The sequence below is a fragment of the Tardiphaga sp. 285_C5_N1_2 genome (assembly GCF_052076065.1).
Taxonomy (GTDB): domain Bacteria; phylum Pseudomonadota; class Alphaproteobacteria; order Rhizobiales; family Xanthobacteraceae; genus Tardiphaga; species Tardiphaga robiniae.
This window is the reverse complement of record NZ_CP197241.1, coordinates 3549819-3570717: the sequence shown is the minus strand read 5'-3', so window position 1 is coordinate 3570717 and position 20899 is coordinate 3549819. Positions and strand designations below refer to the sequence as shown.

Sequence of the window (20899 nt, the reverse complement as noted above, 5' to 3'; positions counted from 1 at the left end):
CTGGGGTCGTCACGTGCGCAGCGCGTGACGGGGTGGGGTGACTGTTCATCGACGGTACTTGTGGCTTTACCCCACCCCGTCTCTCATCGCGCTTCGTGCGCTGATCGTTCACCCTCCCCCTCCAGGGGAGGGTGAAGGAAGAGTCTCATGACAGTCTTTCACGACATCCTGTTTCCGCTCGATATTGCGCTGAAGAGCGCAGGCGGACCGGAGCGGCGCACGGAGATCGTGTCGTTCGGCTCAGGCCGAGAGGAGCGCAACGCACGCTGGGCGCATTCGCGGCGCCGCTACGATGCAGGCTACGGCATCAGGACGCTGGCGGCGCTGCAGAGCGTGGTGGCGTTCTTCGAGGAGCGGCGGGGAAGGTTGCATGGCTTTCGCTGGCGCGACCGGCTCGATCAGACCTCGAACATCTCGGGCGACGCGATCTCGCCCCGCGATCAGGGCATCGGCATCGGCGACGGTGCGACCGCCTCGTTTCAATTGATGAAGACCTATGGCAGCGCTTTTGCGCCCTATCAGCGGCCGATCACCAAGCCCGTCGACGGCAGCGTGCGGATCGCCGTTGGCGGCGACGAGATCGCGGGCAGTGCATTCAGCTGCGATGTGACGACGGGCCTCGTGACATTCGCCAGCGGGCATATTCCTGGGGCGGGTACCGCGATCACCGCCGGCTTCCAGTTCGATGTGCCGGTGCGTTTCGACACCGACTATCTCGAAGTCGATCTGTCGGCCTTCGCCGCCGGTGCAATCCCGAAAATTCCGCTGGTGGAGATCAGAATTTAGGAGGCGCATCGGTCGTGAGGGGGGCGGACTATCAGTCGGTAGTCTCGCCGTGCAGCTCGAGCTTGTAGCTGTCGGTGTTCTCGAAATTGACCGTGACCTTCTTGCCCTCGAAAGCCAGCGTCCAGGACTGCATTTCGCTGTGGCCGAGAATACGGCGCTCGACGACAAAAGTATTGGTGTTCGTCCATCGCCCCCGCACCGCATCGACACCGTAGCTGACGGGAGAACCGGTCCGGAAGTTGCCGTCAAGTCCAAGTGGACCGGTGAAGCGTCGGGTCTGTTCGGGCTTGCCGGTGACGGTGGTGATCTCCCATGACGGGCTGTCACCGACCAGGGTCAGGCTGAACGTCCCGACCCGGATTGCATTTTGGGTGAAGCGGTAGGTCTTGTCGGAGACGTCTTTGGCCAGATCCGGCGTCAGGCCGAGCGGTGACGGCCGCGGCGTTGCCGCGTTGCGGATCGATGCGGCCAGCAGGGCCTGCGCGACGGGATCGTCGGGCAGGGCGCTCTCGGATTTCACTGCGCCGGCGATGTCGTCGATCAGACGGCGGGTCGGATAGAATTCATCCTTGCGCATGCTGCCGGTCAACACGGCGACAATATCGAGTTTCGGCAAAACCATGATCAGCTGCGAGTGCAGACCACGCGCCATATAGGCGCCTTTCTCAGGGATCGACCACCACAGATTGGCGTAATGATTGTCGGCAGTTGCGACGATCTTGCCCTCGGCCGCGCGATCGACCCATGACGGCGGAATGATCTCGCGGCCTTCCCAGACACCGTTTTGCAGATAGAGATAGCCGATCTTTGCCATGTCATGCGGCGGGATATAGAGCCCGGCTTCGCCATCGGTCACGCCCTGCGCGTCGGGGCGGCCCCAGTCAATGTCGGTAATGCCCAGCGGTCCGAACAATTCGCGCTTGGCGAATTCGAGCGCGTTCTGTCCCGTCTTCTTGTTGATCAGCGCGGAGAGCAGATAGGGATTGCCGCTATTGTAATAGAACCGCTCGCCCGGCGCCCGGCTCATCTCCTGGCCGAGTACGAATTCGGTCGGATTTTTGCTGCGATACATCCGGTCAAGCGTTTCGTCGGATGTATAGGCTTCCTCCTTCCAGGCGATGCCGGAAGTCATGTCGAGCAGATGCTGGATCGTAATGGCCTTCTTGCGATAATCCAGTTTGTCGATCTGATTGTCGGCGAACAGATCGACGACCGGGTGATCGACACTGTCGAGTATCCCGTTTTTCAATGCGATGGCGATCAGCGTCCCGGTGACGCTCTTGGTCACCGAGCGCAGATCGTGGCGCAGGCCGGCGACATAAGGCGCGTAATAGGCATCGGCGACCAGCTTGCCATGGCGCACGATCAACAGGCTGTCCTGCTGGCGTGCGCCGACGGTATCGATCAATTGGGCGAGCCTGCCGGAATCCATCCCTTGCGATTCCGGCGTTGCGACCTGCCAGCCCTTGGTCGGCCATGGCGGCGTCGTCGCCGGCGTTTCGTCCGGCGCACCTGCTGCGCGAATGACGGTCGCGGGAGTAACGATCAGTGTGACGATTGCCGCGAGCACGGCGATCCCGGCAAGGCGTTGTCGCAGCATCCGTCCGCTCCCTGTGCCCGGCTTGTTGCATGCCGGTACTGTGAGAACAATTAGAGCGCGAAGGATGGTCGCGCGCAACGACGACGTTTCAGGATTCAACCATGCGCAGCATCCCGCCCGCACTTCAGGCCAGGCTCGATTCCGGCGTCACCACACTGGCGCAGGTCTGGAAATTGACGCGGCGCGATGGCGTCGTCGCGGGTTTCACCGATCACGACTGCGATCTCGTCATTGATGGCGTCACCTATCGCGCCGGCACCGGGCTCGCCGCGTCGGAAGCCACGAGCCGCTTCGATCTGTCGGTGGACGGCGGCGATATCGCCGGTGCGCTGGACGACGACATCCTCACCGACGCGGATCTCGCGGCGGGGCGCTACGATGCCGCGCAGGTGGAGACCTGGCTGGTGGACTGGAGCGACACCTCGCTGCGCGTGCTGACGGCGCGCGGCACGCTCGGTGAAGTGAAGCGCGAAGGCACCGCATTCATCGCCGAATTGCGTGGGCTTGCGGCGCTGCTGTCGCAGGAGAGCGGGCGGCTCTACACGGCGCGCTGCGGTGCCGATCTTGGCGATGGCAAATGCCGCATCAATCTCGCAGGCTGGCGGGGGACTGGTGCGGTCGAGGCGCTCGAAGGCGTGTCGATGTTTTCCGCGAGTGGCCTCGGTGCCTTCGCAGATGATCTGTTCACCGCGGGGCGTCTGACATGGACGAGCGGCGGCAATGCCGGGCTCGCCATGGAAGTGAAGCAGCATCGCGTCACGCCGGGCCATGTGCGGTTGTCGCTGTGGCAGGCCATGGCGGAGCCGATCGCGGCTGGCGATGCATTCACCGTCACGGCCGGCTGCGACAAGACGCTGGCGACCTGCCGCGATCGCTTCGGCAATGTCGATAATTTCCGCGGCTTCCCTGCTATCCCTGGCAACGATTTCGTCATGAGCTATCCGACGCCGGGGACGGGTGGGGGATGGAGTGGATTATAGCGTTTTCGAGCGAAGTGGAGACCGGTTCGCGTCAAGAAAACGCGTCAAAACAGAAAGCTAGAGCCTGGTTCTGATTCAATCAGAACCAATAAGGCTCTAGCGAGCGGCCGATATGCGAGAGCTCACCGCACATGTCGCCTGCAATTATTCTGGAGAAAGTTTCGGTTTCGATCAGGAGGGCGTTTCGGGCAGGGCCCGGCGCCATACATTGTTGCTCACTTGCCGCCAGTGACATCGAGGAACGTGCCGGTGACGAACGAAGCCTCGGCGCCCGCCAGCCACAGGATCGCTCGCGCAACCTCTTCAGGCTGACCGCCTCTACCCATCGGGATCGAGTCCTTGACGCGATCCACTCGTCCGGGCTCTCCGCCGCTGGCATGCATGTCGGTGTAGATGTGCCCCGGGCGAATGCAGTTGACGCGTATGCCATCCCGCGCGACTTCCTTGGCGAAGCCGGTCGTGAATGTCTCGACGGCACCCTTCGACGCAGCGTAGTCGACATATTCGCCGGGGCTGCCCAGCCGGGCCGAAGCCGACGAGATATTGATCACGGAGCCGCCCCGTCCGTTGTGACGATACGACATGCGCTTCACTGCCTGCTGGGCACAGAGGATAGGGCCAATCGCGTTGACGGCGAAGATGCGCTGCATCCGCTGGAATCCGAGATCCTCCAGCCGGGACTGCCGCGCGAGCATCGCGGCGTTGTTCACCAGCACATCGATCCGGCCGAACACACGGTCGATCTCGGCGAATAGCTGGGCGACCTGCTCTGGATCCGAGCTATCTGCGCGCACGGGTAAAGCCCGACGCCCAGCAGCTTCAACGTCAGCCGCCACCGCAAGGGCGGCAGACTCGTTGGAGACGAAGCTGATCGCCACATCGTAACCCTGTGCGGCAGCAAGCCGCGCAGTCGCCGCGCCTACGCCGCGACTTCCGCCCGTTATCAGAATGAGCGGCGTCTGCGAGACCGTATCCATTTGGCGAACCTTCATGTGGTGGTGAAAGAATGATCTAGGGCTGTCCGGATGAGTGCGATGCCAGACCGATTGCGACGTCATCGCTCAGATGCCTTGATAGAGCGATCATGAACGGGCAGATCGCCAGCGCCGTCATCGCGGTCGCGGCCGTTGCCGTCGCGGGTCCGAACGCGTCGCCCAGAAACCCATAGAGAACCGGGGCACCGGCGCCCGCGCCGATGGTGCCCGTATAGAACAAAGCGAATGCACGCTCGGTGCGATGGGGCGGGGTCAGTTCGGGAACCGTTCCATACAGCACCGATGACGTGCCGTTGAGCATCACTCCCAGCACCGGCAGAAGCACGATGGCCGGAACGAGCGGCAGGGCCAGAACGCCGAAAATCAGAAGGGCAGTGGCAACCTCGGTGAAGAGGACGGTGCGCCGGGTGCCGACCTTGTCGCCCAGCCAGCCGCACGCAAACTTGCCGGCGGCCCCACCGCTGAAGACAAGTGCCAAGGCGAAACCGATGGTGGGAAGCGTCGCTCCTTTTGCAATCAGGAGGAATGGCAGAAAGGCGAGGAAGCCCATTCTGACGGCGCTATCGAGCATTCCGATCGCCAGCAGCCAATAAAACCCGCCTCGACTTTGACCCGTCTGGCTGGATCGTTCCTTCGTATCGGCTGCATGTCCTTTGCCGACCGCCGGCATCCACACAGCCATGGCGACGGACACCGCGATGCCCGCGATAGCGAGAGCGAATACGGCGTGTTGCCAGGCGACGCTGACAAGCAGCAGAGACATGAGCGCGGGAATGGCCGCCTTGCCGAGATCACCGGTGAAATTGTAGACGCCAAGCGGCCTGCGCGCAGCGCGCCCATAGGCGCGCGACACGGCGGCGGACGCCAGAGGATGTTGGGTGCTTGAGCCTGCGCCTGCCAGCGCAAGCGCCAGGCTCAGTCCGACGATGCCGCCGGAGATGCCCGCGAGAGCGTAGCCCAGTGCCGCCAGCGCTGTGCCGCAACAGAGAATGATTTTGGCGTCGATGCGCTCCGCAAGATGCCCTGCCGGAATTTGCAGACATGCCATGGTGCCGGAATAGAGCCCGCGCAAAATAGCAAGCACGCTGTAGCTCAGTGCGAATTGGGACTGCCAGATCGGCAGCAGCACGTAGATCACGTCGGTGAAACCGTCGTGCAGAGCGTGATTGAGCCCGGTGAGCGCAAGCGTTCGCGCGGCGCGTGTCCGGTTCGCAGGAGCCGTAGTGGTGGATGCCGTGGTCTCATTGTGGGTCATGTGCTGTTTCTTGGGTCTTCCGGCGCACGCGCCGCAATTGCAGAAAATCTGAAGATTGGTGTGCTAAAGCTGGTGTCTGGCATGCAAAGCGCTGCTAAAGTCACTCTGAACTAGAGTTCAGGCTGTCACAAATCAGTAATACTCAGGTCATGGGCTAGAAATTCTCAACTATGTCCACCTTTGTCCCGCGCCGTAGCCTGCCGCCGCTGAATGCGGTCCGCGCCTTCGAAGCCGCCGCCCGCCTCGGCAGTCTGAAGGAGGCGGCCGTTGAGCTCAGCGTGACCCACGGCGCCGTCAGTCAGCAGATCCGGCACTTGGAAGACTGGCTGGGTGCTCCGGCGCTGTTTCGGCGTTCGGTCCGCCGGGTCGTGCTGACGCCTGCCGGCGCAGCGTTGCTCACCGAATTCGGACCGGCGCTCGATCGTATTTCGGCTGCCGTGCAGCAGCATCGAACCAGACGGGATGACGCGCCATCCATCGTGCTGCATGTGAACGCTCTCGCAACTTTCAGTCTGCGATGGCTGTTGCGACGCATGGGCGCTTTTCGTGCGGAGCATCCTGACATCGAGGTACGCTTGAGCACGTCGAACGAGACGATCGACGCCCTGGCAGAGTCGTTCGATGTCGTGATCAGAGGTGGCCCGGACACTTTTCCCGGTTACACCTCGCGTTTCCTGTTCGGGGAGCGGCGGCTGCCGGTGTGTAGTCCGACCATCCTGGATCGGGCGCCGCTGACCGATATCCGCGATCTGTCGCAGCACACGCTGCTTCACGTCTCGTCGATGGCGCGGCTATGGCGCGACTGGCTGGCTGAGGCCGGACAGCCCGCCCTTCGCCCAGAGGCATCCCTGACCTTCGATCATTTCTATCTGACCATACAGGCAGCGATCGACGGACTCGGCGTGGCGATGGGGCCGACCGCATTGGTTGCCGATGATCTCGCGGCCGGGCGATTGATGACGCCGTTTCCGGACATCAGTCTTTCGGCGCGAAGCTACTTCGCCTATCTGCCGGAGGCGCGACGGACCGATCCACATATCGCCGTGTTCTGCGACTGGCTCGAGCAACAAGGCCGCGATCTCGTCCGGAGCTAGCGTCGATAGCACCGTCGCTTCCATGAACCGCTGGGGCACGGCGCGAGCGGCGACGCCGATCAGGGCACTCGTCGGTCGCTCTCCGGCCCCGAACAGTTTCCTGGTGTATCGGCAATGTCGAAAATTTCCGCGGCTTCCCGCAGATTCCCGGCAACGATTTCGTCATGAGTTACCCGACGCCGGGGACGGGCGGGGGATGATCCTGATCAGTCTGTCGCCTGCATGCTGGGCGATGGCGGACGAAGCGTTTGCCCCTGTAGCAAATGACCCGAGGTGGACTCAGAGCAGACTTACACGCGCTTTACGCCCGGCGGTTGCCAGCTTCCGTCGAGAACCTCGGGTTTCGGCCAATAGAGACGCATGTTCATTGTGAATGGGCCACTTGCAGGTGCCGGTAGCCAGTTTGCTTCCTTCTCTTTGCCGGGCGTCTCACGCTGGATGTAAAGGTCGAGCGAGCCGTCGGGGTTGAACGAAAGTTTATCGCGATCTCCGATGGCGTAGCGATCAATCGGATTGGCCGCGAAGGCCTGCTTTTCGTTGTACATTGTAAGGGACCAGAAGCCACGCACCGCGGGAAGCAGGTTCTTCTCAAAATGCAGGACATACCGATTGTCGCTGCTGAACGGCTTACCATCGGCATCGGTGAGCGCCGTTGGATAAACGGCATCCTCGATGGTGTTGGCACCGAGACCGGCAAAAGCGACTCCGGCCCGGCTGAGATAATCCGCGCCATAAGTCCCGACCGCCGAGAGGTTTGTGCGCCATCCAGCATGCGCCATGCCGGCGCGCAAAAACTGTGCTTTGATCTTTTTCGTTGCTGCCGGGCCAGCATCGCTTAACGCGCGCTGCACTTCCGGTGATGCGCTTTTGAAGTCGAATGGTTTGCCCGGCTCGATTCCAATGCGCAGCATCTGGTCAAGGATCGGATAGTCGTTCGCGTGAGGCGGGTTGGTCCTCGCCAGCTCCGCAAACAACGAAAAGTAGGCCGCTGGAGTCATCTTCTCCACTTGCTCCGTGGGCGGCGTCTTCATATCCCAATCGGGGTTGATCTTGCTGGGCGGCTGAGTAGCGAAGCGCCCCGGCTGCGTAGCGACTAGTCCGGCTTGAAACTTATGCACGGCGTCGTAATCGGCTTTGCCATTGGTCTGTGTGCGCCCGATGATCCAGCCAATTGCGGTCGGGCTTCGAATGGAGATGGCCTCGGGATGAACGTCGCCTCGCCAGTCCGGCCCCGTTATGCGAAGGTATTGTGCGCTTGTGCCGGTCGTTCGGCTGCCAGTGGACTCAAACACGTCGGTCCACATGTCCAGCATTGGCAGTAGATAGTAACGCCCGCCCGAGTCAGGCACGCCTATCAGCAGCGGAGCTTCCGACACGTCAAACCACATCAGCGAGTAGAGCGTGTCAGCATTCGGACGCACCACGTCGGTAAAGGTGGCGTCAGGAAATGCTGGTAGATGACCGAACTGATTCATCGGTGCCTTACCGAAATGGCTGGCATCGGCGACATTGGTGCTGACCCGGCGCGTTATTTCCATGAGGATTAGGGGATAGGCGTAGATGTAGGCGCTGATTGCTACCTCGCTGATCTCGTCGGAGGGAAGAGCCGCAAGCGTTTGCGCTTGGGCTGGCGTTGCATGGACTAATGCTTCGCCAATGAGGGTTGACGCCGCGAGCGCACAGCTACCGCCCAGCAATAGATCGCGGCGGCCAACGGTTGTGCGATCGTTCGAAAAATTATCTCGCATTTTCGTTGTGTTGGAGTCGTCGATTTTCATCGGGTGCCTCCTTAACTCGTGGCCCACAGCTTGCGACACCGAGAAGAGAGAATCAACCGGTACTAGAATTGGCGCGACAAATTGAAACGACAGAAAAGCTGACCCATCGAAGGACAAGTCTGCTTCTGACACTTGGCGTCGTTTCGAAAGAGCTCGATCCGTCGCAACTTATCTGATGACGAACACCACGAGAATATGGGTGGCGTGTTGTAGCCACTCGCTGAGGAGCAGCATCGCTACGCGATGAAGATCAGGGTTACTCGTCGGTCGCTCTCCGGCCCCGAACAGCTTCTTGGTGTATCGGCAATGTCGATCATTTCCGCGGCTTCCCCGATATTCCCGGCAACGATTTCGTCATGAGTTACCCGACGCCAGGGACGGGTGGGGATGAGCACGATCAATCCGTCCCCTGCAGCGTGACGGATGGCGGGTGGGTCGCATGTGATGCGGCGGCATCGATTCGCTGCAGGGCGATGTAGTGGACGATCGCGAAACAGGCGATCGCGACGGCGTAGAGCAGACGTTCGAGTAATGCCATCGGTGGTCCATCCGGATGAGAGACGCGCTTGTCGCGGGTTCACCATCGATGGAGCAGTGATATCAAGCGTCCTACGAACGACGGATACGCGTTCACATTCATCTGTTGCGTGCGTCGCCACGTTCCGCTGTCGGTGTGATCGGCAAGCGGCGTCTACCCGATCACGCGCGTCGCATAGCCGGCGAACAGCTTGACCAGATCCGCCTGCCGCCGGGTTCCGGTTTTGTAGAACAGGCGGCTGAGATGCGTCTTGATCGTCGTTTCGGCGACGCCGAGCGCTGCAGCGACCTCCGGCACGCCGCCGACCTGGACGATCGCCAGCAGGACGCGAAGCTCTGACGGTGTGAGCTGGAATGTCTTGCCGATGAGTTCGGGCGGCGAGGTGGCGTCGATATCCGCCTTGCGCACGAACAAGGCCGCCGTGGCCGAATAGACCAGACCGGCCTGTCGCCGTGCTCCCGATGTCAGCGGCAGGAGATGTGCGACGTATCGTTCGCCAGTGCTGCCGACGAGCGGCATGGCGATTCCGCGGGTGCCGAGTGCGCTGTCGCCTTCACCGGCGACGGCGAGGGCCTCCCGCAAGGCGCGATCGGCCTGGCTGTCGCGAGCACTGAGGCGGCCGGAGGAGGCGCGCAGGACGTCCGCTGTATCGAGCATGGCATGGCCGGCAAAGTTGGCATGAACGATGCGCGCAGCCGAATCGACGAGGAACAGGCCGACGCTCAGCCCGTCCAGCGTATCCGCCAGCGTCGCGGCCTCGGCGGCTTTCAGATCGAACATGCGTCCGATCATCACGGCGCGGCGGATATGCGGCGCGATCAGCCGCATACGGTGACGTGCGCGCTCATCGGCGACGCCGTCACGCTCATGCCGGAACACGCCGAACATGGCGACATTGGTGATCGACTTGTCGAGCACCGAATTGATGCAATCCGCCAGTCCCTGCGGCTGCACCCATTCCTTGTAGAAGCGGGTTTCCCTGAACTCCGCGTAAGGCAGGATGTCCTCGATCCCAATCGGTTCATCGAGCTCCGCGAAGAACTGCACGGTTGTGGTAGGATCGAGCGCAACATATTTGTCGAAATAGGAGCTTTGATAGTCCGCGGAAATGCCGACCACGTGGAGAATATGCCCCGACGGCATGGCTGCATTCTTGGTATAGAGGCTGGCGCCGACACCGCCGACGAATTGCATCGCGCGCTCGATCGCATTCGTCCAGGACGACGAGTCGAGGACGGTGTCGTAGATGCAGCCGATCAGGTCGCTGAGCTGTTCTGCGCCTTCTGCGAGATCAGGCGATGCGAGCCGGGCGGCCATCGGCCAGAGCGGAGTCACTGACGTCATTTGCAACTATCTCTCGGGAAGGTGAGCATGCACCTTTGCATGCGTGCCTATGCCGGCACACCGACGATGCGTGATTGGAAAGCTATGTGGTTCCGGCGGCGATGTCGTTGCCGAACGCGCAGAAGCTGTGTTTCAGCATGCGAAATATTTTCCGAATGATGCGCGGAATAAATCGAAAATCACGGACGTGCGCCGATCGGTCTTTGATAGCAAAATGACGGCGCTTGCGGCGCCGTCATTTGAACCAAATTCAACTGATGCGGAACACTCAATCCTTGTGCAGGAACGCGTAGTCTGCCGAATAGGGCACGCTGAGAAACTGGCCGGCATCATCGCATGAACCGGCGGCAACGCCGCCTTTGGTGTTGATGCGCTGGATCACGTCGACCATTGCGAGCTTGCCGTCGCCATGCCGGTCAGTCACCGTCAATTTGAGCCACGGGATATCGCTCGCGGTTTTACCTGGTGCGCGACCAATCGCTTTGCCGCCCAGCGTGCTGCCATCGGTGAGTTCCCAATGCGGGCCCGCATAGTGGCGGCCGACGGTCAGTCCATTGGACAGCAGCGTGGCGATCGGCTCGCGGAAGCTCCAGGAGAGCTTGCCGTCGGAGGCGGCCATGCACTCATAGACCTGCGCGCCCTCCGCGTGATAGATCGCGACGATGGTGGCATCCGGCTCGGCAATCTCGGACGGCACCTGAGCTGCGACCGCATGCGTCAACGCGGCGAGGGCCGCGATGAGCGCCGCCCCGAACAGTCTGCACTTCACTTTGCAATTCATGTGATCGTTCATGGGACCTCGCGCGTGATGTCTATTCAGCGACGGCCTCGCCGGAGCCGCCGAGCTCCGCCGGAAAGTCCTTCAACTTCGGCAGGCCGTCCTTCATCGGCAGCACGGTCTCGGCATAATTGACGTGGACACCGGGTTCGAAACGAAGTGTCGGGATGGTCGCCGCAAAGACATCGACCAGGCCGAACGTCGGATGATTGGTCAGCAGGTGCCCGCCACATTTGCTGCAATATTGGCGCTGGCTGAGCGGCGTCTTCTGGAAGCTTGAAATATGCTTGGCGCCTGCGGTGATCCGCACGGCACTCGGCTTCCACAGGCTGAAGGCATTGACCGGCCCGCCGGACCACGAACGGCATGAACTGCAGTGGCAATAGCCCATCGCTTCCGGTGCACCATCCGCTTCCAGTTCAACTGCGCCGCAGAAGCACTTCCCAACATGTGTCATCGATCTCGTTTCCTCTTGCTCGTGCATTGTGTCCCGCGGTGAAGCCGGGGCATCGAGCGTTCTGCTAGCAGGGACGCGCAAAGCGGAGCGTCATGCGATCGGATGAGCCAGCATCACAAGATGTGTCGATGCAATACGCGTGCCGGATGGCGATGTGGCGCGTCGCGCAATCGCTGACGCGATGGAGTTCACGTGATGATCGAAACGCTCACGCCTATGGTCCTCGTTTCCGAGGCGCGGAGCTGGATCGGCACGCGCTATCAGCATCAGGCGTCGGTGAAGCATGTCGGATGCGACTGCCTCGGCCTCGTGCGCGGCGTCTGGCGTCATTGCATTGGCGATGAGCCGGAAGCGCCGCCGCCTTATGCGCCGGACTGGGCCGAGGCGCGGGCTGAGGAGTCGCTCGCGCAGGCGGCGTTGCGTCATCTCGTGACCGTTGCAGTGGATGACTTCGGCGCTGGCGATGTGTTGTTGTTTCGCTGGCGCGACGGCTTCGTCGCCAAACATGCCGCGATCGCAAGCGGCGAGGGCACAATGATCCACGCCCATGACGGCGCGGCCGTGTGCGAGGTGGCGTTGACATCCTGGTGGCGGCGGCGTCTGGCCTATGCGTTTCGCTTTCCCGGAGTGAGCTGATGTCGCAACTCGTCCTCTCGACGGCCGGCGGCGCCATAGGCGGGATGTTCGGGCCCATCGGTGCAATCGCGGGCCAGCTCGCCGGCGCGGCGCTTGGCGGTGCGATCGATAGCGCGCTGTTCGGTTCCAGCGATCAGACCACAAGCGGTCCGCAACTGGCCGATCTCGATGTGATGGCGTCGACCGAAGGGGCGCCGATCCCGCGCATCTATGGCCGCGCGCGGCTGAGCGGCCAAGTGATCTGGGCGACGCCGCTGGAGGAGGTCGTAACATCGGATACGGTGCCGACCGATGGCGGCAAGGGTCTCGGCGGCGGTCCGACGACAACGACGACGACCTATAGTTACTTCGCGAATTTCGCGGTGGGTCTTTGCGACGGCGTGATCGGCCGCGTCGGGCGGATCTGGGCCGACGGCAAGCCGCTCGATCTCGATGGGATCAATTTTCGCGTCTATCGCGGCACCGAAGACCAGATGCCGGACGGGCTGATCGTCGCGAAGGAGGGCGCGGGTAACGCGCCGGCCCATCGCGGGCTGGCTTATGTCGTGTTCGAGCGCTTGCCGCTGGCGAATTTCGGCAACCGGCTTCCGCAGCTGTCCTTCGAGATCATCCGGCCGATCGGCCTGCTCGAAGCGATGGTGCGCGCGGTGACGCTGATCCCCGGCACCACCGAATTCGGCTATGAACCCTCCACGGTGGTGCAACTGCTAGGCCCCGGACAATCCGCACCGGAGAACCGCCATCACGGCTCGGCGCGGTCCGATGTGGTGGCGGCGCTGGACGATCTGCAGGGCCTGTGCCCGAACCTCCAGCGTGTCGCCATTGTTGTGGCGTGGTTTGGTTCGGATCTGCGCGCCGAATATTGCGTGGTACGGCCGGGCATCGACAATTCCGCCAAGACGACCAGCCCGCTGTCGTGGTCGGTGGCTGGCGTCACGCGCCCCTCCGCCTATGTGGTGTCGCAAATCGACGGACGTGCGGCATTCGGCGGGACGCCGTCGGATGACAGCGTCGTGCATCTGATCGGCGAGCTGAGAGCGCGCGGGCTGAAGATCACGTTCTATCCGTTCGTGATGATGGATGTGCCTGATGGCAACGGCCTGCCAGATCCGTGGAGCGGGGCGGACGCGCAACCGGCCTATCCCTGGCGCGGCCGCATCACCTGCGATCCCGCGCCAGGACGACCGGGCTCACCCGATGGCACCGCAACGGCCGGCGCGCAGGTCGACAACTTCTTTGCCGGAGGTGTCTGGAACTATCGCCGGATGGTGCTGCATTATGCGCAGCTCGTATCGCTTGCCGGCGGCGTCGATGGCTTTCTGATCGGCTCGGAATTGCCCGGGCTGACGCGCGTGCGCTCGGCGTCGGGCAACTATCCCGCTGTCGCTCAACTGATCGCGCTCGCAGCCGACGTGAAGGCGATCGTCGGGGGCGGCACGGCCGTGACCTATGGCGCGGACTGGACGGAATACGGCGCGCATGTCGCAACCAGTGACGCGTCGGAGATCCGTTTTCCGCTCGACCCGCTCTGGGCATCGGCCGCCATCGATGCGGTCGGGATCGATTACTATGCGCCGCTGTCAGACTGGCGCGATGAAGCCGATCATCTCGATCGTGATCTCGCCGACACGATCTATGATCGCGCCTATCTGCGCAGCAATGTGGCGGGCGGCGAGGCCTATGACTGGTACTATCCGAACGACGCCGCGCGCGACGCGCAGGAGCGTGTTGCCATCACCGATGGCACCGGTAAGCCGTGGATCCATCGCGTCAAGGATCTCTGGAACTGGTGGGGCAATGCCCATCACGAGCGCGTCGGCCATGCCGAGCTCGGCAGTCCGACCGCATGGGTTCCACGCAGCAAGCCGATCTGGCTGACGGAAATCGGCTGTCCCGCCGTCGACAAGGGCGCCAATCAGCCCAGCGTGTTTCCCGATCCGAAGTCGTCGGAGAACTTTGCGCCGTATTTCTCCAGCGGCGCACGCGATGACCTGATGCAGCGGCGCCATCTGGAAGCATTGATCTCCGCCTTCGATCCGGCCTTCGGCGCAAGCGATACCGACAATCCGGTGTCGCCTGTTTATGGCGGGCGGATGATCGATGTCTCGGCCATTCATGTCTGGACCTGGGACTCGCGGCCCTATCCGATCTTTCCCGCGGCCGATGACATCTGGGGCGATGGCGCCAACTGGCATACCGGCCACTGGCTGACCGGCCGGCTCGGCGGCGCGCCGCTGGATGCGCTGGTCGACAGGCTGGCAACGGATGCCGGTGTGACGGGGATCGATACATCGGCGCTGGCCGGCGGCTGCGACGGCTATGTCGTGGACCGGCCGATGGCGCCGCGGGCGATGATCGAGCCGCTGTCGGTGGCCTATGCCTTCGATGCCACGGCGGGGGATGGCACGTTGCGCTTCATCCCGCGCGGCGGGCCGCTGGTGGCGGAATTGTCCGAAGACGATCTGGTGGCGCCGGATGACGGCGCGCTGGCGCGGCTGGTCCGCGCACAGGAGACCGAATTGCCCCGTCAGGTCAGCATCGGCTTCAGCGATGCGCTGACGGATTATCGGCGCTCGGCGGTGTCCTCGCGCAAACTCACCGGCGGCGCCAACCGGATGCTGCATGCGGATCTCGCCGTCATCACCAGCGATACGGCAGCTACGCAGCGCGCCGAGGTCTGGCTGCAGGACCTGTGGGCCGGGCGCGAGCGCGCGGAGTTCGCCGTCGGCATGACTGCGCTCGCACTGGCGCCGGGCGACGTCATCGCGCTGACGCTCAACGAAAGGCGACGGCTGTTCGAGATCAGCGGGCTCGTCGATACGCAGGCGCGGCAGGTGACGGCGCGCAGTATCGATCCCGACGTGTTTGCCGTGCCGCTGCTGGCGCCTGAGATCAAGCTGCCGCCGGTGCCGGCGGCGCTCGGGCCGGTACAGGTACTCGCGCTGAATCTGCCTGTCATCGATGGCGCCAATGCCGATGTGCTGACACGGCTCGCTGTCTTCGCCAATCCGTGGCCGGGCTCGGTGGTGATCTGGCAATCGAACGACGGTGCGAGTTTTCAGGTCGCTGCCATCGCGGCGACGCCTGCTGTCATCGGCGAGACGCTGGATCCGCTGCCGGCCGGCCCGACCGCACGATGGGACAATGCCAATATCTGCCGCGTGCGGCTTCATGGCGGCGCGCTGGCTTCGCTGTCGGACGCGCGGGTGCTCGGCGGCAGCAATTCCGCAGCGGTGCGGAATGCGGATGGTGGTTGGGAGATTATCCAGTTTGCCGATGCCGAACTGGTCGGGGCCAACACCTACAAGCTGTCGCGGCTGCTGCGCGGGCAGGCGGGGTCGGAATCCGCGATGGCAGCGCTATTGCCGGTTGGTGCGCCGTTCGTGGTGCTCGACAGAAGCCTGGTACCGATCGCACGGGGACTCGACGCACTCGAACGACCATTGTCGCTGCGCGTCGTCGGCAATGGCCGCAGCCATGACGATGCCTCGGCCGTCGCGCTGATGCTGACGCCCGATCGCAGCGCGCTGCTGCCGCTCGCGCCCGTGCATGTAAAAGCCGTGCGCAAGCCCGATGGCATCCACATTGCGTGGATCAGGCGCACGCGTCTCGATGGCGATGGCTGGAATGCCGAAGTGCCCCTTGGCGAAGACGGCGAGGCGTACCGGCTCGAGATTCTCTCAGGTAGCACTGTCGTCCGCAGCATCGCCTGCACCACATCGCAGGCGCTCTATGCAGTGGCCGACGAGGTCGCCGATTTCGGCGCGCCGCAGCCGAGCCTGCATCTGCGCGTCGCGCAGCTCTCCGGCACCGTCGGCGCCGGGCATGCGACCGAGGGTATAATTTCATTGTGATCGTCATTGCGAGGAGCATAGCGACGAAGCAATCCAGCTCTTGGTTTTCTGGATTGCTTCGCTGCGCTCGCAATGACGGCTGAGAGCGCGAGACCGTAGACATGACCGACACGCCGAATCTCAAGCTGCCCTTCATCGATGGTGGGCAGGCGCAGAAACACGTCACCCATAATGAGGCGCTGCGCATTCTCGATGCGGCGATCCAGATCTCGGTGCGCGACGTGACGCGAACCGTTCCGCCGGCATCGCCGGCCGAGGGCGCACGGCATATCGTGGCGGCCGGGGCGTCAGGGGCCTGGAGCGGCCATGCGCTGGCCATCGCCACATGGCAGGACGGGGCCTGGACGTTCCTCGTGCCGAAAGCCGGCTGGTGCGTCTGGTCGGTGGCCGATGACGTGATGATGGTGTTCGACGGCGCGCTGTGGCGCGATCTGCGCAACCTTGCGCTCGACAATATCGACCATCTCGGCGTCAACACAGCGGCCGACAGCAGCAACCGCTTCAGCGTCAAGTCCGATGCCGTTTTGTTGTCGCATGACGACGTAACACCCGGCAGCGGCGACCTGCGGGTGACGTTCAACAAGCTGAATGCAATGAAGGATGTCGGCTTCACATTGCAGTCGAACTATTCACCGCGCGCGCTGATCGGCTTGCTCGGCAGCGACGATCTCTCGATCAAGGTCTCCGCCGATGGCGTGACCTATCGGACCGCGCTGGCAGTCGACAAGACCAGCGGGCAGGTCAGTTTCGAGCAGTCCCCGAAGTTTCTCGCCTATCTGAACTTCGACAAATATTGCGCGGCGAACACCTTCACCAAGGTGCAGTTCAACAATAGCCGGCATAACGACCAGAGCGTTTTCGATGCCGCGAACAACCAGTTTGTCGCGCCGGTCGCCGGCGTCTATGCGCTCGGCTTCCGCGTGTTGTTCAAGGCCAATGCGGCGGTGCCGACCATGCTGACGGCGGCCATGTACAAGAACGGCGTTGAGCTGCTCAACGACACGCGGGTGCAGACATCGTCGGCGCTCGTCAGCAACAGGACGATGTTGAGCGGCCATGCGCTTCTCAAGCTCGCCGCCGGCGATGCCATTTCGGTCTGGGCGGCGATGGAGACCAATGACGGCTATATCGCCGCCGCGCAGAACGGCTTCTACGGCCACCGCATCGCCTAGTTGCGCGAAGGCGAGGATCTCGCTCTCTTACAGGATCAACATCATGAAGCTCGATGGAAACACCTTGCGGCGTCTCTGGCCGCAGGGCGACAGCCGCGTGCCCGGATTGCTGTCGGGTATGGTGCAATCGTCCGAGGCTGTGTTTGCGCGCTACGGCATCACCACGCCTTTGCTTGCCGCGCATGTGATGGCGCAGATATCACACGAATGCGGAGCAGGGCGCGACGTCGTCGAGAACATGAACTACAGCGCCGGGCGGATGATGCAGGTTTGGCCGTCGCGCTTTCCGACCATGGCGAGTGCGGGACCTTATGCCGGCAATCCGCGGGCGCTGGCCAACAAGGTCTATAACGGCCGCATGGGCAACGCCGTCGGCTCCGATGACGGCTGGAATTTCCGCGGCAGGGGCGGGTCGCAGACCACGGGCCGCGAAGGCTATGAGCGGGTCAGGAAGGCCACGGGGATCGATGTGGTCAGCCATCCCGAATATCTGATCGATCCGCGGTACTTCCTCACTTGCGCTGCATCGGATTTCATCAATTGCGGCTGCCTGCCGTTCGCGAAAGCCGATGACATCGTCGGGGTCACGCGGCGGCTGAATGGCGGCACCGTGGGTCTCGCCGAGCGCAAGGCGTGGCTGGCGAAATGGAAGGCTGCGCTGCGCGATGTGTCGCTGGCGACAGCGCCGTCCGTAGGGCTACCGCCCGTGATCGCATCGCCGCCGCTGGTGCCCGAACTGCCGGCAGCCAAACCCACCACTAAGCCCACCAATCTTTCCGCTTTCATTGCCGCGGTAGTCGCGGCTTTCCGGAGGACATGACCATGGACTGGGGTGACCTTGCCAAACAGGTGATTGCGCTGGGCGCGCCGATGCTGGGGACGGCATTGGGCGGTCCGCTCGGCGGCGTGGCCGGCGAGATCCTCGCCAAGGCGGTGGGCTCGGTGACGCTGACGCCGGCGGCGGTGCAGGCGGCGCTTCCCGCGGCCGATCCAGCCAGGCTGGCTGAAGCCGAGGCGCATTGGGCTGACATGATCCGCGCCGAGGCGGAGACCCAGCGCGCGGCGATCAGCGAGACCCAGGCGACGATCCGCGCCGAGATCGCCAGCGACGATCCGCTGCAGCGCTGGTGGCGGCCGGCCTACGCACTGGAATTGACGGTAGAATGCGCCGCGCTGTGGTGTGTGCTGATGCACGAATTCTGGACCGGGGATATTCAGACCATCAACGCGCTGGTCAATGCCACAGCGCTCCTGGTGACCTATTGGGGGTTCCGGTTCGGCGTGCTAGGCGTCTATATCAGCGGCCGCACCCGCGAAAAGGTCAGTGCACTGACCGGGCAGGATTCGCCCGGCATGGTCGAGAAGCTGGTCAAGGCGGTTCTGGTCAAAGACGGTGTGAAGAAAAAGTAAGGTTGGCGGCCGTCGCCATTCATGGAGTGTTCACGCGTCCGGGCATCAATTCGGATTGTGAACGCGGAGAAGTCACTTGCGCCTGCTCGTTGTCGAAGATGATCCCGATCTCAACCGTCAGCTCACCACGGCGCTGACCGATGCCGGCTATGTCGTCGATCGCGCCTTCGATGGCGAGGAGGGGCACTTCCTCGGCGACAGCGAGCCCTACGACGCCGTGGTGCTCGATATCGGCCTGCCGAAGATGGATGGCATTTCGGTGCTGGAAGCCTGGCGCCGCAACAACCGCATCATGCCGGTGCTGATCCTCACCGCGCGCGATCGCTGGAGCGATAAGGTCCAGGGCTTCGATGCCGGCGCCGACGATTACGTCGCCAAACCGTTCCACCTCGAAGAGGTGCTGGCCCGCATCCGCGCGCTGCTGCGCCGCTCCACCGGCCACGCCCAGTCCGAACTCACTTGCGGACCCGTGTCGCTGGATACCCGCACCGGCCGCGTCAGCGTCTCCGGCAATCCGATCAAGATGACATCACACGAATACCGGCTGCTGTCCTATCTGATGCACCATACCGGCCGCGTGATCTCGCGCACCGAACTGGTCGAGCATCTTTACGATCAGGATTTCGATCGTGACAGCAACACCATCGAGGTGTTCGTCGGCCGTATCCGCAAGAAGCTCGACGTCGATATCATCCAGACCGTGCGCGGCCTCGGCTATCTGCTCACGCCGCCGCAGCCGTGATCGTCCCCGGGATCATGCGCTGATGCGCAACAGCTCGCTCGCAACGCGGCTGTTTCTGTCGGCGACGGCCTGGGTGGTGGTGATCCTCCTGATCACCGGCATCGTCCTGTCCTCGGTCTATCGCAGCGCCACCGAGCGCGCCTTCGATCGCCGCCTCAATCTCTATCTCCGTACCCTGGTGGCCGAAGTCGCCAATCCCCCGGACGCGCCGGATCACGATGCGCCATCGCTCGGCGAGCCCTTGTTCGAACTGCCGCTGTCGGGCTGGTACTGGGAAATCGCGCCCACCGAAGGCGCGAAGACCGAGATGCGGGCCTCGCGCTCGCTGTGGGACAAGAAGCTTCCGAAGCTCGAGGATCAAGGCATCGAGCTGACGGCGTCGGGCATCCGCCAGGGCTATGTGGACGGGCCGGAAGACCAGCGCCTGCGCATGGTGGAACGTCCCGTCGATCTCGGCGCCGACGGCAAATTCCGCATCAGCGTTGCCGGCGACGCCACCGAGATTTTCGAGGAAACCCGCACCTTCGACTATTATCTTGGCGGCACATTCGCTGCCCTCTCGATCGTGCTCGTGCTCACCACGATCTTCCAGGTCCGCTTCGGCCTCGCGCCGCTGAAGCGCATGTCGGATGCCATTGCCGATATCCGGTCCGGCCGTGCCGAGCGGCTGGAGGGCACATTCCCTGTCGAGATCTCACCTCTGGCGGGCGAGATGAACGCGCTGCTCGATGCCAACCGCGCCATCGTCGAGCGCGCGCGCACCCATGTCGGCAATCTCGCCCACGCGATCAAGACGCCGCTGTCGGTGATCGTCAACGAGGCGAACAGCCGTGGTGTCGATCCCTTTGCGAGCAAGGTGCTGGAGCAGGCCGATGTGATGCGCGATCAGGTGACGCATCATCTCGAGCGTGCGCGGATCGCAGCGCGTGTCACCATCGTCGGCACCGTCACCGATGTCGCGCCGGCGCTGGAGGCGCTGTGCCGGACGATGCAGAAGATTCACCGGGACCGCGGCATCACCATCGACCTTGAGGCCGATGCCGCGGCGAAATTCCGTGGCGAAAAACAGGACATCGAGGAGATGGTCGGTAACCTCGTCGACAACGCCTGCAAATGGGCGGACTCCCATGTCACCATCGGCGTGCAGGTCGAGCGCACCGGCGGTGCCGATCCGGCGTCGAAGCTGCGGATCATCGTCGATGACGACGGGCGCGGGTTGTCCGATACCGAGCGCGCCCAGGTCGCGCGCCGCGGCCAGCGGCTCGACGAGACCAAGCCGGGGTCAGGTCTGGGTCTGTCCATCGTGGTCGATCTGGCCGCGCTCTATGGCGGTAGCCTGACGCTCGGCAAGGCGCCGATCGGCGGGCTGCGGGCCGAACTGGTGTTGCCGGGTGTCTGAGTTCCGGCCATGTTGCGCCCCGTTGTCGCCCGAATTATCCCGTTCGTAACGTCTTTGACGTTTCCTGTGTTCCGGTTTGCG

19 protein-coding genes are annotated in these 20899 nt (G+C 63.2%); 10 read left to right on the top strand and 9 right to left on the bottom strand.

Annotated features, from left to right (window positions below; all coding sequences use genetic code 11):
• Positions 1-147 precede the first annotated feature (147 nt).
• On the top strand, positions 148-786 hold the full coding sequence (locus tag AB7951_RS17050; protein WP_441255931.1) for a phage distal tail protein, Rcc01695 family: 639 nt from the start codon (positions 148-150) through the stop codon (positions 784-786).
• Positions 787-817: 31 nt separating this feature from the next.
• Here AB7951_RS17050 and AB7951_RS17045 read toward each other — a convergent pair whose 3' ends face one another.
• The gene (locus AB7951_RS17045; protein ID WP_441255930.1) at positions 818-2386 is read right to left on the bottom strand and encodes a serine hydrolase; all 1569 of its coding nucleotides are present in this window, start codon (positions 2384-2386) and stop codon (positions 818-820) included.
• Positions 2387-2487: 101 nt separating this feature from the next.
• Between AB7951_RS17045 and AB7951_RS17040 the strand changes: the two genes are divergently transcribed.
• Positions 2488-3366, top strand: coding sequence for a DUF2163 domain-containing protein (locus AB7951_RS17040; protein ID WP_441252520.1), 879 nt, complete (start codon positions 2488-2490; stop codon positions 3364-3366).
• A gap of 215 nt (positions 3367-3581) precedes the next feature.
• Here the strand turns inward: AB7951_RS17040 and AB7951_RS17035 are convergent, their stop codons facing one another.
• Together AB7951_RS17035 and AB7951_RS17030 are read right to left on the bottom strand one after the other, a co-directional pair.
• The gene (locus AB7951_RS17035) at positions 3582-4343 is read right to left on the bottom strand and encodes an SDR family oxidoreductase (protein ID WP_439089631.1); all 762 of its coding nucleotides are present in this window, start codon (positions 4341-4343) and stop codon (positions 3582-3584) included.
• Positions 4344-4377: 34 nt separating this feature from the next.
• Complete coding sequence (locus AB7951_RS17030; protein ID WP_441255929.1) at positions 4378-5616, bottom strand: MFS transporter; 1239 nt, start codon at positions 5614-5616, stop codon at positions 4378-4380.
• A 170-nt stretch (positions 5617-5786) separates the two neighbouring features.
• Here AB7951_RS17030 and AB7951_RS17025 point away from each other — a divergent pair, with 170 nt between their 5' ends.
• Positions 5787-6710 carry a LysR substrate-binding domain-containing protein gene (locus tag AB7951_RS17025; RefSeq protein ID WP_120290874.1) on the top strand — a complete coding sequence of 308 codons (924 nt, stop codon included), beginning with the start codon at positions 5787-5789 and terminating at the stop codon, positions 6708-6710.
• Between the two features lie 290 nt (positions 6711-7000).
• On the opposite strand, the gene AB7951_RS17020 is transcribed toward AB7951_RS17025, so the two are convergent.
• The 6 genes from AB7951_RS17020 to AB7951_RS16995 all read right to left on the bottom strand — a co-directional run bounded on the left by AB7951_RS17020 (position 7001) and on the right by AB7951_RS16995 (position 11605).
• Entirely contained in the window at positions 7001-8488 is a 1488-nt protein-coding gene (locus tag AB7951_RS17020) for a DUF1254 domain-containing protein (RefSeq protein WP_441255928.1), read from the bottom strand.
• A gap of 236 nt (positions 8489-8724) precedes the next feature.
• Entirely contained in the window at positions 8725-8889 is a 165-nt protein-coding gene (locus AB7951_RS17015; protein ID WP_158596825.1) for a hypothetical protein, read from the bottom strand.
• A complete protein-coding gene (locus tag AB7951_RS17010) occupies positions 8886-9026 on the bottom strand; it encodes a hypothetical protein (protein ID WP_158596826.1) in 141 nt (46 codons plus the stop codon). Before AB7951_RS17010 ends, AB7951_RS17015 begins: the two co-directional genes overlap by 4 nt.
• A gap of 153 nt (positions 9027-9179) precedes the next feature.
• The gene (locus AB7951_RS17005; protein ID WP_439061374.1) at positions 9180-10370 is read right to left on the bottom strand and encodes a helix-turn-helix transcriptional regulator; all 1191 of its coding nucleotides are present in this window, start codon (positions 10368-10370) and stop codon (positions 9180-9182) included.
• A 268-nt stretch (positions 10371-10638) separates the two neighbouring features.
• Positions 10639-11163 carry a DUF3455 domain-containing protein gene (locus AB7951_RS17000; RefSeq protein WP_441255927.1) on the bottom strand — a complete coding sequence of 175 codons (525 nt, stop codon included), beginning with the start codon at positions 11161-11163 and terminating at the stop codon, positions 10639-10641.
• Between the two features lie 19 nt (positions 11164-11182).
• A complete protein-coding gene (locus AB7951_RS16995) occupies positions 11183-11605 on the bottom strand; it encodes a GFA family protein (RefSeq protein WP_441255926.1) in 423 nt (140 codons plus the stop codon).
• A 195-nt stretch (positions 11606-11800) separates the two neighbouring features.
• Between AB7951_RS16995 and AB7951_RS16990 the strand changes: the two genes are divergently transcribed.
• The 7 genes from AB7951_RS16990 to AB7951_RS16960 all read left to right on the top strand — a co-directional run bounded on the left by AB7951_RS16990 (position 11801) and on the right by AB7951_RS16960 (position 20818).
• Positions 11801-12241, top strand: coding sequence for an NlpC/P60 family protein (locus AB7951_RS16990; protein ID WP_120290880.1), 441 nt, complete (start codon positions 11801-11803; stop codon positions 12239-12241).
• On the top strand, positions 12241-16095 hold the full coding sequence (locus AB7951_RS16985; RefSeq protein WP_120290882.1) for a baseplate multidomain protein megatron: 3855 nt from the start codon (positions 12241-12243) through the stop codon (positions 16093-16095). Before AB7951_RS16990 ends, AB7951_RS16985 begins: the two co-directional genes overlap by 1 nt.
• A gap of 101 nt (positions 16096-16196) precedes the next feature.
• Entirely contained in the window at positions 16197-17267 is a 1071-nt protein-coding gene (locus AB7951_RS16980) for a DUF2793 domain-containing protein (RefSeq protein ID WP_158596827.1), read from the top strand.
• Between the two features lie 43 nt (positions 17268-17310).
• Entirely contained in the window at positions 17311-18087 is a 777-nt protein-coding gene (locus AB7951_RS16975; protein ID WP_120290884.1) for a glycoside hydrolase family 19 protein, read from the top strand.
• Between the two features lie 2 nt (positions 18088-18089).
• A complete protein-coding gene (locus tag AB7951_RS16970; RefSeq protein WP_120290886.1) occupies positions 18090-18677 on the top strand; it encodes a 3TM-type holin in 588 nt (195 codons plus the stop codon).
• 76 nt (positions 18678-18753) lie between these two features.
• Complete coding sequence (locus AB7951_RS16965) at positions 18754-19419, top strand: response regulator transcription factor (protein ID WP_089267078.1); 666 nt, start codon at positions 18754-18756, stop codon at positions 19417-19419.
• 22 nt (positions 19420-19441) lie between these two features.
• A complete protein-coding gene (locus tag AB7951_RS16960; protein WP_120290888.1) occupies positions 19442-20818 on the top strand; it encodes a sensor histidine kinase in 1377 nt (458 codons plus the stop codon).
• Positions 20819-20899: the final 81 nt, after the last annotated feature.

Bases quoted from the DNA above. Each gene is read 5' to 3' on its own strand.
- AB7951_RS17050 (WP_441255931.1), top strand. From the start codon at position 148: ATGACAGTCTTTCACGACATCCTGTTTCCGCTCGATATTGCGCTGAAG.
- AB7951_RS17030 (WP_441255929.1), bottom strand. From the start codon at position 5,616: ATGACCCACAATGAGACCACGGCATCCACCACTACGGCTCCTGCGAAC.
- AB7951_RS16980 (WP_158596827.1), top strand. From the start codon at position 16,197: ATGACCGACACGCCGAATCTCAAGCTGCCCTTCATCGATGGTGGGCAG.
- AB7951_RS17045 (WP_441255930.1), bottom strand. From the start codon at position 2,386: ATGCTGCGACAACGCCTTGCCGGGATCGCCGTGCTCGCGGCAATCGTC.
- AB7951_RS17005 (WP_439061374.1), bottom strand. From the start codon at position 10,370: ATGACGTCAGTGACTCCGCTCTGGCCGATGGCCGCCCGGCTCGCATCG.
- AB7951_RS16990 (WP_120290880.1), top strand. From the start codon at position 11,801: ATGATCGAAACGCTCACGCCTATGGTCCTCGTTTCCGAGGCGCGGAGC.
- AB7951_RS16960 (WP_120290888.1), top strand. From the start codon at position 19,442: ATGCGCAACAGCTCGCTCGCAACGCGGCTGTTTCTGTCGGCGACGGCC.
- AB7951_RS17020 (WP_441255928.1), bottom strand. From the start codon at position 8,488: ATGAAAATCGACGACTCCAACACAACGAAAATGCGAGATAATTTTTCG.
- AB7951_RS17025 (WP_120290874.1), top strand. From the start codon at position 5,787: ATGTCCACCTTTGTCCCGCGCCGTAGCCTGCCGCCGCTGAATGCGGTC.
- AB7951_RS16985 (WP_120290882.1), top strand. From the start codon at position 12,241: ATGTCGCAACTCGTCCTCTCGACGGCCGGCGGCGCCATAGGCGGGATG.
- AB7951_RS17035 (WP_439089631.1), bottom strand. From the start codon at position 4,343: ATGGATACGGTCTCGCAGACGCCGCTCATTCTGATAACGGGCGGAAGT.
- AB7951_RS17000 (WP_441255927.1), bottom strand. From the start codon at position 11,163: ATGAACGATCACATGAATTGCAAAGTGAAGTGCAGACTGTTCGGGGCG.
- AB7951_RS17040 (WP_441252520.1), top strand. From the start codon at position 2,488: ATGCGCAGCATCCCGCCCGCACTTCAGGCCAGGCTCGATTCCGGCGTC.
- AB7951_RS16970 (WP_120290886.1), top strand. From the start codon at position 18,090: ATGGACTGGGGTGACCTTGCCAAACAGGTGATTGCGCTGGGCGCGCCG.
- AB7951_RS16975 (WP_120290884.1), top strand. From the start codon at position 17,311: ATGAAGCTCGATGGAAACACCTTGCGGCGTCTCTGGCCGCAGGGCGAC.
- AB7951_RS16995 (WP_441255926.1), bottom strand. From the start codon at position 11,605: ATGACACATGTTGGGAAGTGCTTCTGCGGCGCAGTTGAACTGGAAGCG.
- AB7951_RS17010 (WP_158596826.1), bottom strand. From the start codon at position 9,026: ATGGCATTACTCGAACGTCTGCTCTACGCCGTCGCGATCGCCTGTTTC.